The organism is Streptomyces avermitilis MA-4680 = NBRC 14893 (assembly GCF_000009765.2).
Lineage (GTDB): Bacteria > Actinomycetota > Actinomycetes > Streptomycetales > Streptomycetaceae > Streptomyces > Streptomyces avermitilis.
Genome location: NC_003155.5, coordinates 5,891,212 through 5,905,865, shown reverse-complemented (window position 1 = coordinate 5,905,865; position 14,654 = coordinate 5,891,212). Strand labels below are relative to the sequence as shown.

The following is a 14,654-nucleotide window of genomic DNA, read 5'->3' as shown; positions in this document are numbered from 1 at the left end:
ACGGAGCGGCAGGTGGCGCAACACTCCGGCAACACCACACCCGCGAGCCCGTCGGTATCGTCCGACCCATGCCCGCCGAACGCATCCGAGACCACGCCGGCCAGGGCGCGACCACCGTCGCCGCCCACCGGCGAAGGCTGCGCGCGGACCGGGCCAGGCAACTCGCCGACCTGCTCCGTCACCAAGTGCTGACCGGCGGTTTCCCGGACGGCACCCTCCCCCACGAGGCCGCCCTCGGCGCCGACTACCGCGCCACGCGGGGCACCGTCCGCCAGGCCCTCGACCTCCTCAGGGCCGAGGGTCTCGTGGAACGGCTCCCCGGCGTCGGCACGGTCGTCGTCGCCCAGAAGTACCCGCACGGGCTCGACCGGCTGATGGGACTCGCGGAGACCCTGCGCGAACACGGCCAGGTCAGCAACGAGATCCGTACGGTCGGCCCCGTCGCCGCCCCCGCCCCGGTCGCCGAACGCCTGCGCGTACCCCCCGGCGCCGACGTCCTCTACATCGAGCGGCTGCGCCGCCTCGACGGCCTCCCCCTCTCCCTCGACCTCACCTACGTCCCGCTCGACCTCGGCACCGCCCTGCTCGGCGCCGACCTGGAGAACACCGACGTCTTCCGGCTCCTGGAAGCGATCACCGGACAGCCCCTCGGGCACGCCGAGATCACCCTGGAGGCGGTGAACGCGGACGCGCACTCGGCCGCCGTACTCCAGGCACCACGCGGCGCGGCCGTACTGATGCTGGAACGGCTCACCCACCTCGCCGACGGCCGCCCCGTCGACCTGGAGTTCATCCGCTTCCGCGGCGACCGCATCACGATGAGCGGCCTGCTGCACCGCTCCCGGTAGCCCCGGCATCTCCGTAGCCCCGCCATCCCTGTAGCCCCGCCATCCCCTCGCCGTACTGATTCCTGGAGACAGCCATGCCCTTGGCGCCCCAGCGGGCCGACGTGCCCGTGACCATCGACGAGTCGAAGTGCATCGACGGCTGCACGCTCTGCGTGGACATGTGCCCGCTGGACTCCCTCGCCATCGACGAGAGCAACGGCAAGGCGTACATGCACGTCGACGAGTGCTGGTACTGCGGCCCGTGCGCGGCCCGCTGTCCCACCGGCGCGGTCACGGTCAACATGCCCTATCTGCTCCGGTGAGAGGCCCGAACTTCCATGAAACGCACGACAGTTGCAGTAGCGGCGGGTGCCCTTCTCCTCCCGCTGACCGGCTGCGGCGGTGACACGCGGGCCGGCTCCGGCGACACGGTCACCGTCACCGTCGGCTACCAGTCCAAGACCATCAACACCGTCACCGCGGGCACCCTGCTCCGCTCGCTCGGCTCCTTCGAGCGGGAGCTGAACTCCCTGGGCGACGGCGTCACCTACAAGGTGAAGTGGCAGGACTACGCCACCGGCGCCCCCATCACCGCCCAGATGACCGCCGGGAAGATCGACATCGGCTCGATGGGCGACTTCCCCCTGCTGATCAACGCGGCCCGCGGCACGCAGCTCGGCAAGCCCACCCACCTGGTCTCGGTCACCGGCTACAACCTGCGCGGCGGCCTCAACACCATCGTCACCGCGCCGAACTCGCACCTCGCGTCCCTCAAGGACCTGCGCGGCAAAAAGGTGTCGACGAGCATCGGCTCGGCGGCCGACGGCACCCTCGTACGCGCCCTGCGGCGCGCCGGAATCGACCCGGACAAGGGCATCGAGAAGCTCAACCAGCAGCCCGCGGTAGGTGCTTCGGCACTCTCCGCGGGCAGCGCGGACGCCCTCTCCCAGTTCGTCGCCTGGCCGGGCCTGCTCGCCTACCAGGGCAAGGCCAAGGCCCTGTACGACGGCGCGGAACTGAACCTGCCGACGTTCCACGGGGTCACGGCCCGCGAGGACTTCGCCAAGCGCCGCCCCGCCGTACTCCAAGCCTTCCTGAAGGCCCAGGCAGAGGCGACGGACTATCTGAACGACCACCCCGTCACCGCCGCCGAGAAGGTCGCCGAAGCCACCGGCCTGCCCGCCGAGGTCGTCTACCTCTACAACGGCGCGCACGGCATCGCCACCTTCGACCCGGCGCTGAAGCCGCGGCTGATCTCGGCGCTCAAGCAGGACGTGTCGGTCCTGAAGTCGGCGAAACTGATCGGAAATGTCGACGTGGACGCCTTTGTCGACGACCGGTACGCGAAGAAGGCGCTCGGCTCGTCGTACACCGCGGGACTCACCGCGGCGCCCGCCCCGGCCGCGAGCGAGGTCTGGCCGAAGGGCGCCACCCGGACCCGTTCCTTCGCCACCCCGACCGCGCTGCTGCGCCATCTGGCCGCACATCGTGACGGCATCCGCGCCGCGTACGTCCCCGACGCCACCACCGGCACCCCGTGGTTCGCGGACAAGGCGGTGTGGGTGGCGGACGGCGACCGGCTGCTCCCGTTCGTCGCACCGGCCACCGCTCGGGCGTACGTCGCCGGGCACCAGGGCGCGCGCACCGTCTCGTACGCCGCGGCGCTGGCCCGGGCGGCCTCATGACCCGCTATGCGCTGCGCATCGGCTCCCTGGCGGCCGCGCTCGCCACCTGGCAGCTGCTGACCAGCCGGAACGTCGACCTGTGGCTGCGCTTCTCCCAGTTCCCGACGGTCGCCGACGTGGCCCGCGCCTTCGCCGGCCGCCTCGGCGGCGACGACTACTGGACGGACCTCACCGACAGCCTCACCCGCATCCTCACCGGCTTTCTGCTGGCGGCGGTCCTGGGCGTGGCGACGGGCGTCCTGGTGGCGCGCTCCCGCCTCGCCGAGGACCTCCTCGGCCCCCCGCTGGAAGTGCTCCGCCCGATCCCGGCGATCGCGCTGGTCCCGGTCGCGATCCTGCTCTTCCCCTCCAACGAACAGGGCATCGTCTTCATCACCTGCACAGCCGCGTACTTCCCGGTGCTGGTCTCCACCCGGCACGCCGTGCGCGCCCTGACTCCGGTGTGGGAGGAGGCGGTTCGCACCATGGGCGCCGGACGGTGGCGGGTCCTCGGCTCGGTCGTCCTGCCGGGCGCGCTGCCCGGCATCTTCGGCGGCCTCTCGGTCGGCATCGGCGTCTCGTGGATCTGTGTGATCTCCGCCGAGATGATCTCCGGCCAGTACGGCGTCGGCTACCGCACCTGGCAGGACTACACGGTCGTGGACTACCCCGGGGTGTTCGTCGGCATGGTGACGATCGGAGTACTGGGCTGGGCGACATCCACCGCCGTGGAGGTCGCGGGCCGCCGGCTGACGCGCTGGCTGCCCCGTACGTCGTACGTCCCCGGCGCACGCGTACGCGCCACCGCACCACCCGTCGCGCCCGCCGTCGTCACCGCCGGTCCGAAGACCGAGGAGGAGGTGCCCCGTGACCAGCTTGTCCGCTGATCCCGGAGCCGGACTCGGAGCCAAGAGCGAGACCGGGGCCGAAGCCGCGCCCGGAGCCGCGTCCGGAGCCGGGCTCGTCCTGCGCTCGGCCACGCTCGGCCGCCCGGGCACCCCCGCGCTCAGCGGGGTGGACCTCGAGGTGGCCCCCGGCGAGATCCTCACCGTCGTCGGGCCCTCCGGCTGCGGCAAGTCGACCCTGCTGCGCACCTTCGCCGGGCTGCTGCCCGCCCTCGCCGGAACCGTGGAACAGGACGGCCGCCCCCTCACCTCCCCCGGCGCCGAACGCGCGCTGGTCTTCCAGGAGGACGCCCTGCTCCCCTGGCGCACCCTGCGCGCGAACGTGGAACTCCCCTTGTCCATACGGGGTGTCCGGCGTCCCGCGCGACGGGAACAGGCCGCGGCCTGGCTCGCCCGCGTCGGACTCGCCGCACAGCACCGACAACTGCCGCACCACGTGTCCGGCGGCCAGCGCCAACGTGTCCAGCTCGCCCGCGCCCTGGCCGGCCGGCCCCGCGCCCTCCTCATGGACGAACCCTTCGGCGCCCTCGACGCCCAGACCCGGGCCGGCATGCAGGACCTCCTCGTCGAGGTGCTGCACGGCACCGGCGCCACCGTCGTCTTCGTCACCCACGACGTGGACGAAGCCCTGTTCCTGGGCGACCGCGTGGCCCTGCTCGGCGCGGGCCGCCTCCTCGGCGTACGGGACGTGCCGCGCCCCCGCGACCGCTCGGCCCACGACGACCCGGCGCGGCACGCCCTGCGGCGCGAGGTCCTCACGTCACTCGGCCCCTGAAGCACCTGAAGCACCTGACTGCCTGAAACCCCCTGTCTGAAGCCCAGTACCTGAAAGGGACCCCGGTGGAGATCCCCGCCCTCACCGACGCCGAAGAACTCAGCTGCGACGTCCTCGTCATCGGCGGCGGCACGGCCGGCACGATGGCCGCGCTGACGGCCGCCGAACACGGCGCGGACGTCCTCCTGCTGGAGAAGGCGCACGTCCGCCACTCCGGCGCCCTCGCCATGGGCATGGACGGCGTCAACAACGCCGTCATCCCCGGCCGCGCCGAACCCGACGACTACGTCGCCGAGATCACCCGCGCCAACGACGGCATCGTCGACCAGTCCACCGTCCGCCAGACCGCCACCCGCGGCTTCGCGATGGTGCAGCGGCTGGAGTCGTACGGCGTGAAGTTCGAGAAGGACGAACACGGCGAGTACGCGGTCCGCCAGGTCCACCGCTCCGGTTCGTACGTCCTGCCGATGCCCGAGGGCAAGGACGTCAAGAAGGTCCTGTACCGGCAGCTGCGGCGGCGCGAGATGCGCGAACGCATCCGCATCGAGAACCGTGTGATGCCGGTGCGCGTACTGACGGCCGAGGGGCGCGCCGTGGGGGCGGCGGGCTTCAACACCCGTACGGGACAGTTCGTCTCCGTCCGGGCGGGCGCCGTGATCCTGGCGACGGGAGCCTGCGGCCGGCTCGGTCTGCCCGCCTCCGGCTATCTGTACGGCACGTACGAGAACCCGACGAACGCGGGCGACGGCTACGCGATGGCGTACCACGCGGGCGCCGAACTGACCGGCATCGAGTGCTTCCAGATCAACCCGCTGATCAAGGACTACAACGGGCCGGCCTGCGCCTACGTCGCCAACCCCTTCGGCGGCTACCAGGTCAACCGGCACGGCGAACGCTTCGTCGACTCCGACTACTGGTCGGGCCAGATGATGGCGGAGTTCGCGGCCGAGGTCGCCTCCGACCGGGGACCGGTCTACCTCAAGCTGAGCCACCTCCCGGAGGAGTCGATCACCGCGCTGGAGTCGATCCTGCACACCACGGAACGCCCCACGCGCGGCACCTTCCACTCCGGCCGGGGACACGACTACCGCACCCACGACATCGAGATGCACATCTCCGAAATCGGCCTGTGCGGCGGCCACTCGGCCTCCGGCGTACGTGTCGACGAGCACGCCCGCACGACCGTGCCGCGCCTGTACGCCGCCGGCGACCTGGCCTGCGTCCCGCACAACTACATGATCGGCGCATTCGTCTTCGGCGACCTGGCGGGCGCGGACGCGTCCCGGTTCCGGGCGTACGAGGGCGAGCTGCCCGCCGGCCAACTCCACGAGGCCCACGAGCTGATCTACCGCCCACTGCGCCACCCGGACGGCCCGCCGCAGCCCCAGGTCGAGTACAAACTCCGCCGCTTCGTGAACGACTACGTGGCCCCGCCCAAGTCCGGCGCCCGCCTGTCCCTGGCCCTGGAGTCCTTCGAGCGGATGCGCGCGGACATCGCCGCGATGGGCGCCCGCACCCCGCACGAACTGATGCGCTGCGCCGAAGTCACCTTCATCCGCGACTGCGCGGAAATGGCGGCCCGCGCCTCTCTCGCCCGCACGGAGTCCCGCTGGGGCCTGTACCACGACCGCACGGACCACCCGGCCCGCGACGACGCGTCCTGGTTCCACCACCTCGACCTGCACAAGTCCCCCTCCGGCTCCATGGAGTTCACGGCCCGACCCGTGGCCCCGTACCTGGTCCCGGTCGACGAATTCACCCCGACCGGGGGCGCCTCGCGCCATCTGGGCGAGGTGCACCCGGAGGGAGTGGCCACGGCGGGGGCCCGGGAGACGGCACCGATGGCCTCACCGCCGGAGCCCCTCACGACCGGGATAACGGACACCCCCGGGATCACGGGGACCACAGGGACCACGGGGATCACCGGCGAGGACGAGAGTGGCGCGAGCGAGGTCACCTCGCCCCGGCTGCTCGAACTCCTCGCCCTCGCGGAGGAAGACGCCGACCTCGCGACCGTCGCACCGTACTTGGCGGACCCCGAACCCGCCGTCCGCCGAACGGCCGTCACGATCCTCACCGAAACCGTGCCGCCCGGCACGGGCCCGGCGCTCGCCACCGCGCTCGCCGACCTCCACCCCGCCGTACGCACCACCGCCGCGGCCTCCCTCCGTGAACTCGTCGAGACCCTCACCCCCGAACCGGCCCTGGGCGAACCCCTCACCCGCGCCGTCACCCACGACGATCCCGTCGTCCGTGCCGCCGCCCTCGACGTGCTGCGAGCCCTGCGGATGGGAGACACCGGCCTCTTCGCCGCCGCGCTGGCCGACACCGAGGCCGCGGTCCGCATCGAAGCGGTACGGGCACTGGTCTCCGTCGACGCGGACCGGGCGCTGCTCCTCGCCGCGGCCGACCCCTCCCGGGAGGTCCGCGTCGCCGTCGCCAAAGCCCTGGCCACCCTGGGCTCGAAGCACCCCGCCGGCCCCACCGCAGCGGACTCCACCGACGACGGTGTCCTGGCCGCCCTCGACCGGCTCACGGGAGACACCGACGCACTCGTCCGCGCCGCCGCCTTCGAGGCGCTGGCCGCCACCGGGTGCCCGCCGCTGCTGACCGCCCGGGCCGTCGCCGCCCGGTCCGACGCCGCCTGGCAGGTCCGCTCCGGCGCCGCCACCGCACTGTCCGCGGCGGCCGCCGACGCTGCCGTGCCCGCCCTGTCCAAGTCGCTCGCCGACCCGAACGCCGACGTCCGCAAGGCGGCGGTACTGGCGTTGGTCCGCCACGCGGAATCCGAGGGACCCGGCTCCCCCGACGCCCGCGCGGCCCTCGCCACCGCCACCACCGACTCCGACGCGGACGTCAGGGCGTACGCGTCACGCGCCCTGTGACGGACGGCCGGTCCACCGTGCCAGGTGTACTGACCCGCAGGGTTGCTGACGCGGGCTGATCAGGGGCTGTCCCCCGCACTACATCCACTCCTCCGGCTCCGGTTCCTCGTCCATCTCGGGCCAGTCCGGAGCCGGCTCGGCTTCGGCCGTCGGGGACTTCTGGGTGTCATCACCGGGTGTCCCGCCCAGCGCGGCGAGTGCCCCCAGCACGCCCTCCCCGTACGTCGCCAGCTTCTTCTCGCCCACCCCGCTGATGGTGCCCAGCTCCGCCACCGAGGACGGCCACGCCGTGACGATCTCCCGGAGCGTGGCGTCGTGGAAGATGACGTACGCCGGGACGCCCTGCTCGCGCGCCTGCTCGGCGCGCCAGGCGCGCAGGGCCTCGAAGGCCGGCTGAAGTTCCGGCGAGAGCTCGGCCACGGCCGCCTTCGGCTTGCGCTCGCCCTTGGCGGAGCCCGCGCCGGAGCCCGCCGAGGACCGGGATGCCGTCGGCTTCGGCGGATCCTTGCGCAGCGGCACCTCCCGCTCGCGCCGCAGCACCGTCCCGCTCGCCTCCGTCAGCACCAGCGTCCCGTACTCGCCCTCGACCGCGAGCAGCCCCTGCGCCAGTATCTGCCGTACGACTCCGCGCCATTCTCCTTCGGTCAGCTCCTCGCCGATGCCGAACACGGACAGCTGGTCGTGGTCGAACTGGATCACCTTCGCCGTGCGCCGCCCCAGCAGGATGTCGATGATCTGCACCGCACCGAACTTCTGGCGTCGCTCCCGCTCCAGGCGCCACACCGTGGACAGCACCTTCTGCGCCGCGATCGTGCCGTCCCAGGTGTCGGGCGGCACGAGGCATGTGTCGCAGTTGCCGCAGCCGCCGGACTGCGGGTCCTGGCCGAAGTAGGCGAGCAGCTGGCCGCGGCGGCACTGTGCCGTCTCGCACAGCCCCAGCATCGCGTCCAGGTGGGCGGCGGCCCGGCGCCGGAACGCCTCGTCGCCCTCGCCGCCCTGGATCAGCTTCCGCTGTTGTATGACGTCGTTCAGCCCGTAGGCCATCCAGGCCGTGGACGGCAGTCCGTCGCGGCCCGCACGGCCTGTCTCCTGGTAGTAGCCCTCGACGGACTTCGGCAGGTCGAGGTGGGCGACGAACCGCACGTCCGGCTTGTCGATGCCCATGCCGAAGGCGATCGTCGCGACCACGACGAGGCCTTCCTCACGCAGGAAGCGGGACTGGTGGGCCGCACGGGTGCCCGCGTCCAGGCCCGCGTGGTACGGCACCGCCTCGATACCGTTGCGGGAGAGGAACTCGGCCGTCTTCTCCACCGAGTTCCGCGAGAGGCAGTAGACGATGCCCGCGTCGCCCGCGTGCTCGTCGCTCAGGAAGGACAGCAGCTGCTTCTTGGGGTCGGCCTTGGGCACGATCCGGTACTGGATGTTGGGGCGGTCGAAGCTCGCCACGAAGTGCCGGGCGGTCGGCATGCCCAGGCGCTGGGTGATCTCCTGGTGCGTCGCGTGCGTGGCCGTCGCCGTGAGCGCGAGCCGCGGCACGTCCGGCCACCGCTCGCCCAGCAGCGACAGCGCCAGATAGTCGGGGCGGAAGTCGTGACCCCACTGCGACACACAGTGCGCCTCGTCGATGGCGAAGACCGAGATCTTGCCGCGTGAGAGCAGATCGAGGGTCCCTTCCAGCCGCAGGCGCTCCGGAGCCAGGTAGAGCAGGTCCAGCTCCCCGGCCAGGAACGCGGCCTCCATCGTGCGCCGCTCGTCGAAGTCCTGCGTCGAGTTGATGAACCCGGCGCGCACGCCCAGCGCCCGCAGCGCGTCCACCTGGTCCTGCATCAGCGCGATGAGGGGCGAGACGACCACCCCCGTACCGGGTCTGACCAGGGCCGGGATCTGGTAGCACAGCGACTTGCCGCCGCCGGTCGGCATGAGGACGACCGCGTCGCCGCCGGCCACCACGTGCTCGATGACCGCTTCCTGCTCACCGCGGAAGGCCTCGTACCCGAAGACGCGGTGAAGCGTGGTCAGCGCCTCGCTCTCGTCCAGTGCCTCCGCCGTGCTCATTCCGGTCACCACACCCGTCCCGCCCATCGCCTGTCCCCCGTCCGTCGTGCTTCGCCCACGACAGCCACCATAGGGCTCCGCGCCGACACCGTCGGAGTTATCCACAGGCTGCGACCGACCGGCTCTCCTGCGTGCCCGGCTCCGGTCGCCGGCTCCCCTGCGTGCCCGGCTCCCGTCGCCGGCTCCGCCGCGTACCCGGCGCCGCTCAGCCGGTCGGCGCCCGTACGTATCCCGGCCGGGCGCCGACCCGGCCCGTCGGCTGCCTCCGAGCGCCCGGCCTCCTGACCACCCGCCTCCTGACCACCGGCCTCCTGACCACCGGCCTCCCGGACATGCGTCGGGAGGCGGCTCCGCAGGAGACCGGGTCCCGAAGCTCAACCGAACGTCAGCGGACGAAGACCCCCGACTAACCGGCCAGATCCAGGAAGTACTGCGGTGCGACCCCCAGCACCAGCGTGACCACCACGCCCACCCCGATCACCGTCGTCGTCAGCGGCGACGGCACGGCCACCGTCGGCCCCTCCGGACGCGGCTCGCTGAAGAACATCAGCACGATCACCCGGATGTAGAAGAACGCGGCGATCGCCGACGAGATCACACCGACCACGACGAGCGGGGCCGCGCCGCCCTCCGCCGCCGCCTTGAACACGGCGAACTTTCCGGCGAACCCGGAGGTCAGCGGAATGCCCGCGAAGGCCAGCAGGAAGACCGCGAACACGGCCGCCACCAGCGGCGACCTGCGCCCGAGCCCCGCCCACTTGGACAGGTGGGTGGCCTCGCCGCCCGCGTCCCGGACGAGTGTGACCACCGCGAAGGCCCCGATCGTCACGAACGAGTAGGCGCCCAGGTAGAAGAGGACGGACGAGACACCGTCCGGGGTCGTCGCGATGACACCCGCGAGGATGAAGCCCGCGTGCGCGATCGACGAGTACGCGAGCAGCCGTTTGATGTCGGTCTGGGTGATCGCGACGATCGCACCGCCGAGCATGGTGACGATCGCGACGGCCCACATGACCGGCCGCCAGTCCCAGCGCAGGCCCGGCAGGACCACGTACAGGAGCCGCAGCAGCGCGCCGAACGCCGCCACCTTGGTCGCCGCCGCCATGAAGCCGGTGACCGGGGTCGGCGCGCCCTGGTACACGTCCGGCGTCCACATGTGGAACGGCACCGCGCCCACCTTGAACAGCAGCCCCATCACCAGCATCGCGGCGCCGACGAGCAGCAGCGCGTCGTTGCCCATGGTGCCGGCGAGCGCCGGGTCGACGTTCTGCACGGTGCCGTCGACGACCTGCGCGATCGTCGCGTACGACATCGAGCCCGCGTATCCGTACAGGAGCGCGATGCCGAAGAGGGTGAACGCGGAGGCGAAGGCGCCGAGCAGGAAGTACTTGACGGCGGCCTCCTGCGACATGAGCCGCTTGCGGCGGGCCACGGCGCACAGCAGGTACAGGGGCAGCGAGAAGACTTCCAGGGCCACGAAGAGCGTCAGCAGGTCGTTGGCCGACGGGAAGATCAGCATGCCGCCGACGGCGAAGAGGAGCAGCGGGAACACCTCGGTGGTGGTGAACCCTGCCTTGACCGCCGCTTTCTCGCTGTCGCTGCCCGGCACGGACGCGGCCTGCGCGGCGAAGGAGTCGACCCGGTTGCCGTGTACCTCCGGGTCGAGGCGCCGTTCGGCGAAGGTGAACACGCCGAGCAGTCCGGCGAGCAGGATCGTGCCCTGGAGGAACAGGGCCGGTCCGTCGACGGCGATCGCGCCCATGGCCGCGATGTGCGCCTTCGTGGTGCCGTATCCGCCCGCCGCGAGCGCCACCACGGCCGCGAAGGCGGCGGCGAGCGCGACGACGGACACGAACACCTGGGCGTAGTAGCGGGACTTGCGCGGGACGAACGCCTCGACCAGCACTCCGACGAGAGCCGCCCCGATGACGATCAGGGTGGGCGACAATTGCCCGTATTCGATCTTGGGTGCGTCGATCTTGGAAATCGGATCGGCCGCCGTTGTCCACAGGCTGTGGACGGCTGATGCGCTCACTTGGCCGCCTCCACCTCGGGCTTGGGGTCCTTCTCGTGTACGTCGGACATGGTCTGCTGGACCGCTGGGTTGACGATGTCGGTGACCGGCTTCGGGTAGACGCCCAGGAAGATCAGCAGCGCGATCAGCGGGGCGACCACCAGGAGTTCCCGCGCCCTGAGGTCCGGCATCTCGGCGACCTCCGCCTTCACCGGGCCCGTCATCGTGCGCTGGTAGAGGACGAGGGTGTAGAGCGCGGCCAGGACGATGCCGAAGGTGGCGATGATCCCGACCGCCGGGTAGCGCGTGAACGTGCCGACCAGGACCAGGAATTCACTCACGAACGGCGCGAGGCCGGGGAGCGACAGGGTGGCCAGGCCCCCGATCAGGAACGTGCCGGCGAGCACCGGCGCGACCTTCTGCACGCCCCCGTAGTCGGCGATGAGCCGCGATCCGCGCCGGGAGATCAGGAAGCCGGCGACCAGCATCAGGGCGGCCGTCGAGATCCCGTGGTTGACCATGTAGAGCGTCGCGCCGGACTGGCCCTGGCTGGTCATCGCGAAGATGCCCAGGACGATGAATCCGAAGTGCGAGATCGACGCGTACGCCACCAGCCGCTTGATGTCCCGCTGACCGACCGCGAGCAGCGCCCCGTAGACGATGCTGATCAGTGCGAGCACGAGGATGACGGGCGTCGCCCACTTCGACGCCTCCGGGAACAGCCCGAGACAGAAGCGGAGCATCGCGAACGTGCCCACCTTGTCGACGACCGCCGTGATCAGTACGGCGACCGGGGCGGTGGATTCCCCCATGGCGTTGGGCAGCCAGGTGTGCAGCGGCCACAGCGGCGCCTTCACCGCGAAGGCGAAGAAGAACCCGAGGAACAGCCACCGCTCGGTGCTGGTCGCCATGTGCAGCGAGCCGTTGGCCCGCGCCTGCACGATCTCCTGGAGCGAGAAGTTCCCGGCCACCACGTAGAGGCCGATCACCGCGGCCAGCATGATCAGGCCGCCGACCAGGTTGTAGAGGAGGAACTTCACGGCGGCGTACGAGCGTTGCGTCGCCGCCGCCTCGTCGCGCTGCGCCGCGGTGACGGCGGATTGATACGCGCCGTGGGCGCGGTCCCCGAAGCCTCCGATGAGGAAGTACATCGGGATCAGCATGGCTTCGAAGAAGATGTAGAAGAGGAAGACGTCGGTGGCCTCGAAGGAGAGGATCACCATCGCCTCGACGGCCAGGATCAGAGCGAAGAAGCCCTGGGTCGGCCGCCAGCGTGAGGACCGGGTCTCCAACGGATCGGCGTCGTGCCACCCCGCCAGAATGATGAACGGGATCAGCAGCGCGGTCAGCGCGACCAGCGCCACCCCGATGCCGTCCACGCCCAGCTCGTACCGCACCCCGAAGTCCTTGATCCAGGGGTGGGATTCGGTGAGCTGGTAGCGGGCGCCGCCCGGCTCGAAGCGGACCAGGACCACCGCGGCGAGCACCAGCGTGGCCAGTGAGACGGCCAGCGCCAGCCACTTGGCGGCGGTGCGTCGCGCGGCCGGCACGGCGGCCGTGGCGAGCGCCCCGAGGGCCGGGAGCACCGCCGTCGCTGTCAGCAGAGGAAAGGACATCGGTATCAGACCGCCCTCATCAGCAGGGTCAAGGCGATGAGGACCGCCACACCGCCGAACATCGAGACCGCGTACGACCGCGCATAGCCGTTCTGGAGCTTGCGGAGCCGTCCGGAGAGCCCGCCGACCGAGGCCGCCGTGCCGTTGACGACGCCGTCGACCAGGGTGTGGTCGACGTACACCAGGGAGCGCGTGAGGTGCTCCCCGCCGCGGACGAGCACGACGTGGTTGAAGTCGTCCTGGAGCAGATCGCGCCGGGCGGCCCTGGTGAGCAGGGAGCCGCGCGGGGCGAGCACCGGGACGGGGCGACGCCCGTACTGGGCGTACGCGATTCCGGCGCCGACGACGAGCAACACCATGGTGGCCACCGTGACCGAGAGGGCGCTGACGGGCGAGTTGCCCTCCGAGTGCCCGGTGACCGGCTCCAGCCAGTGCAGGAAACGGTCGCCGATGCTGAAGAACCCGCCGGCGAAGACCGATCCGAAGGCCAGCACGATCATCGGGATCGTCATGGAACTCGGCGACTCGTGCGGATGCGGCTCATGGCCCTCCGCATCGGGCTGCCAGCGCTTCTCCCCGAAGAAGGTCATCAGCATCACGCGCGTCATGTAGTACGCGGTGATGGCCGCGCCGAGCAGGGCCGCGCCGCCGAGGATCCAGCCCTCGGTGCCGCCCTTGGCGAAGGCCGCCTCGATGATCTTGTCCTTGGAGAAGAAGCCGGACAGACCCGGGAAGCCGATGATGGCGAGGTAGCCGAGGCCGAAGGTGATGAACGTGATCGGCATGTACTTCCTGAGGCCGCCGTACTTCCTCATGTCCACCTCGTCGTTCATGCCGTGCATGACCGAACCGGCGCCGAGGAAGAGCCCGGCCTTGAAGAAGCCGTGCGTCACCAGGTGCATGATCGCGAAGACGTAGCCGATCGGGCCGAGACCCGCCGCCAGCACCATGTAGCCGATCTGCGACATGGTCGACCCGGCGAGCGCCTTCTTGATGTCGTCCTTCGCGCAACCGACGATCGCACCGAACAGGAGCGTCACCGCACCGACGACGGTGACGACGAGCTGTGCGTCGGGCGCCGCGTTGAAGATCGCGCCGGAGCGGACGATCAGATACACACCGGCGGTCACCATGGTCGCGGCGTGGATGAGGGCCGAGACCGGGGTCGGGCCCTCCATCGCGTCCCCGAGCCACGACTGCAACGGCACCTGGGCGGACTTGCCGCAGGCCGCGAGCAACAGCATCAGGCCGATGGCGGTGAGCTTGCCCTCGCCGGTGTCACCCACGTGGGTGAAGACGGGTCCGAACGCGAACGTCCCGAACGTCGTGAACATCAGCATGATCGCGATCGACAGGCCCATGTCGCCGACGCGGTTGACCAGGAAGGCCTTCTTCGCGGCGGTGGCGGCGCTGGGCTTGTGCTGCCAGAAGCCGATCAGCAGGTAGGAGGCGAGGCCGACGCCCTCCCAGCCGACGTACAACAGCAGGTAGTTGTCGGCGAGGACGAGCAGCAGCATCGCCGCGAGGAACAGGTTCAGATAGCCGAAGAACCGGCGGCGGCGCTCGTCGTGCTCCATGTACCCGACCGAGTACAGGTGGATGAGTGAGCCGACGCCGGTGATCAGCAGGACGAACGTCATCGACAGCTGGTCGAGCTGGAAGCCGACGTCGGCCTTGAAGCCGGCGACCGGGATCCAGCTGAACAGGTGCTGCGTGAAGGTCCGCTCCTCGGCGCCCTTGCCCAGCATGTCGGCGAAGAGCACCACGCCGATCACGAAGGAGGCCGCCGCGAGGACCGTGCCGATCCAGTGGCCGACGGCATCGAGCCGCCGGCCACCGCACAGCAGTACGGCCGCTCCGAGCAGAGGCGCCGCCACCAGCAGCGCGATCAGGTTCTCAGGGTTAGTCACGGT

General features: G+C 71.0%; 10 protein-coding genes. 6 read left to right on the top strand and 4 right to left on the bottom strand.

Annotated elements, in window-relative coordinates:
• The first annotated feature begins 68 nt into the window (after window positions 1-68).
• The 6 genes from SAVERM_RS25065 to SAVERM_RS25040 all read left to right on the top strand — a co-directional run bounded on the left by SAVERM_RS25065 (window position 69) and on the right by SAVERM_RS25040 (window position 7,056).
• The gene (locus SAVERM_RS25065) at window positions 69-848 is read left to right on the top strand and encodes a GntR family transcriptional regulator (protein ID WP_010986277.1); all 780 of its coding nucleotides are present in this window, start codon (window positions 69-71) and stop codon (window positions 846-848) included.
• 74 nt (window positions 849-922) lie between these two features.
• Window positions 923-1,150: a 4Fe-4S dicluster domain-containing protein gene (locus tag SAVERM_RS25060; RefSeq protein ID WP_010986276.1), complete on the top strand. Its 228-nt coding sequence runs from the start codon at window positions 923-925 to the stop codon at window positions 1,148-1,150.
• 15 nt (window positions 1,151-1,165) lie between these two features.
• Window positions 1,166-2,512 (top strand): ABC transporter substrate-binding protein, encoded by a 1,347-nt coding sequence (locus SAVERM_RS25055; protein WP_010986275.1) that lies wholly within the window; start codon window positions 1,166-1,168, stop codon window positions 2,510-2,512.
• On the top strand, window positions 2,509-3,378 hold the full coding sequence (locus tag SAVERM_RS25050) for an ABC transporter permease (RefSeq protein ID WP_010986274.1): 870 nt from the start codon (window positions 2,509-2,511) through the stop codon (window positions 3,376-3,378). The genes SAVERM_RS25055 and SAVERM_RS25050 overlap by 4 nt, the downstream gene beginning before the upstream one ends.
• Window positions 3,359-4,171 (top strand): ABC transporter ATP-binding protein, encoded by an 813-nt coding sequence (locus SAVERM_RS25045; RefSeq protein WP_010986273.1) that lies wholly within the window; start codon window positions 3,359-3,361, stop codon window positions 4,169-4,171. Before SAVERM_RS25050 ends, SAVERM_RS25045 begins: the two co-directional genes overlap by 20 nt.
• 65 nt (window positions 4,172-4,236) lie before the next feature.
• Window positions 4,237-7,056, top strand: coding sequence for a fumarate reductase/succinate dehydrogenase flavoprotein subunit (locus SAVERM_RS25040; RefSeq protein WP_010986272.1), 2,820 nt, complete (start codon window positions 4,237-4,239; stop codon window positions 7,054-7,056).
• 78 nt (window positions 7,057-7,134) lie between these two features.
• Here the strand turns inward: SAVERM_RS25040 and recQ are convergent, their stop codons facing one another.
• The 4 genes from recQ to nuoL form a co-directional block, all read right to left on the bottom strand.
• Window positions 7,135-9,138: a DNA helicase RecQ gene (recQ, locus tag SAVERM_RS25035; RefSeq protein WP_037647946.1), complete on the bottom strand. Its 2,004-nt coding sequence runs from the start codon at window positions 9,136-9,138 to the stop codon at window positions 7,135-7,137.
• 379 nt (window positions 9,139-9,517) lie between these two features.
• Window positions 9,518-11,146, bottom strand: a complete 1,629-nt coding sequence (gene nuoN, locus SAVERM_RS25025) for an NADH-quinone oxidoreductase subunit NuoN (RefSeq protein WP_010986270.1) — start codon at window positions 11,144-11,146, stop codon at window positions 9,518-9,520.
• Entirely contained in the window at window positions 11,143-12,741 is a 1,599-nt protein-coding gene (locus tag SAVERM_RS25020) for an NADH-quinone oxidoreductase subunit M (protein WP_010986269.1), read from the bottom strand. Before SAVERM_RS25020 ends, nuoN begins: the two co-directional genes overlap by 4 nt.
• Before the next feature lie 5 nt (window positions 12,742-12,746).
• On the bottom strand, window positions 12,747-14,651 hold the full coding sequence (gene nuoL / locus SAVERM_RS25015; RefSeq protein WP_010986268.1) for an NADH-quinone oxidoreductase subunit L: 1,905 nt from the start codon (window positions 14,649-14,651) through the stop codon (window positions 12,747-12,749).
• Window positions 14,652-14,654 lie beyond the last annotated feature (3 nt).

What these genes read in the sequence shown, in the direction of transcription:
- SAVERM_RS25065 (WP_010986277.1), top strand. Translation starts at nt 69, where the DNA reads ATGCCCGCCGAACGCATCCGAGACCACGCCGGCCAGGGCGCGACCACC.
- SAVERM_RS25060 (WP_010986276.1), top strand. Translation starts at nt 923, where the DNA reads ATGCCCTTGGCGCCCCAGCGGGCCGACGTGCCCGTGACCATCGACGAG.
- SAVERM_RS25055 (WP_010986275.1), top strand. Translation starts at nt 1,166, where the DNA reads ATGAAACGCACGACAGTTGCAGTAGCGGCGGGTGCCCTTCTCCTCCCG.
- SAVERM_RS25050 (WP_010986274.1), top strand. Translation starts at nt 2,509, where the DNA reads ATGACCCGCTATGCGCTGCGCATCGGCTCCCTGGCGGCCGCGCTCGCC.
- recQ (WP_037647946.1), bottom strand. Translation starts at nt 9,138, where the DNA reads ATGGGCGGGACGGGTGTGGTGACCGGAATGAGCACGGCGGAGGCACTG.
- SAVERM_RS25020 (WP_010986269.1), bottom strand. Translation starts at nt 12,741, where the DNA reads ATGTCCTTTCCTCTGCTGACAGCGACGGCGGTGCTCCCGGCCCTCGGG.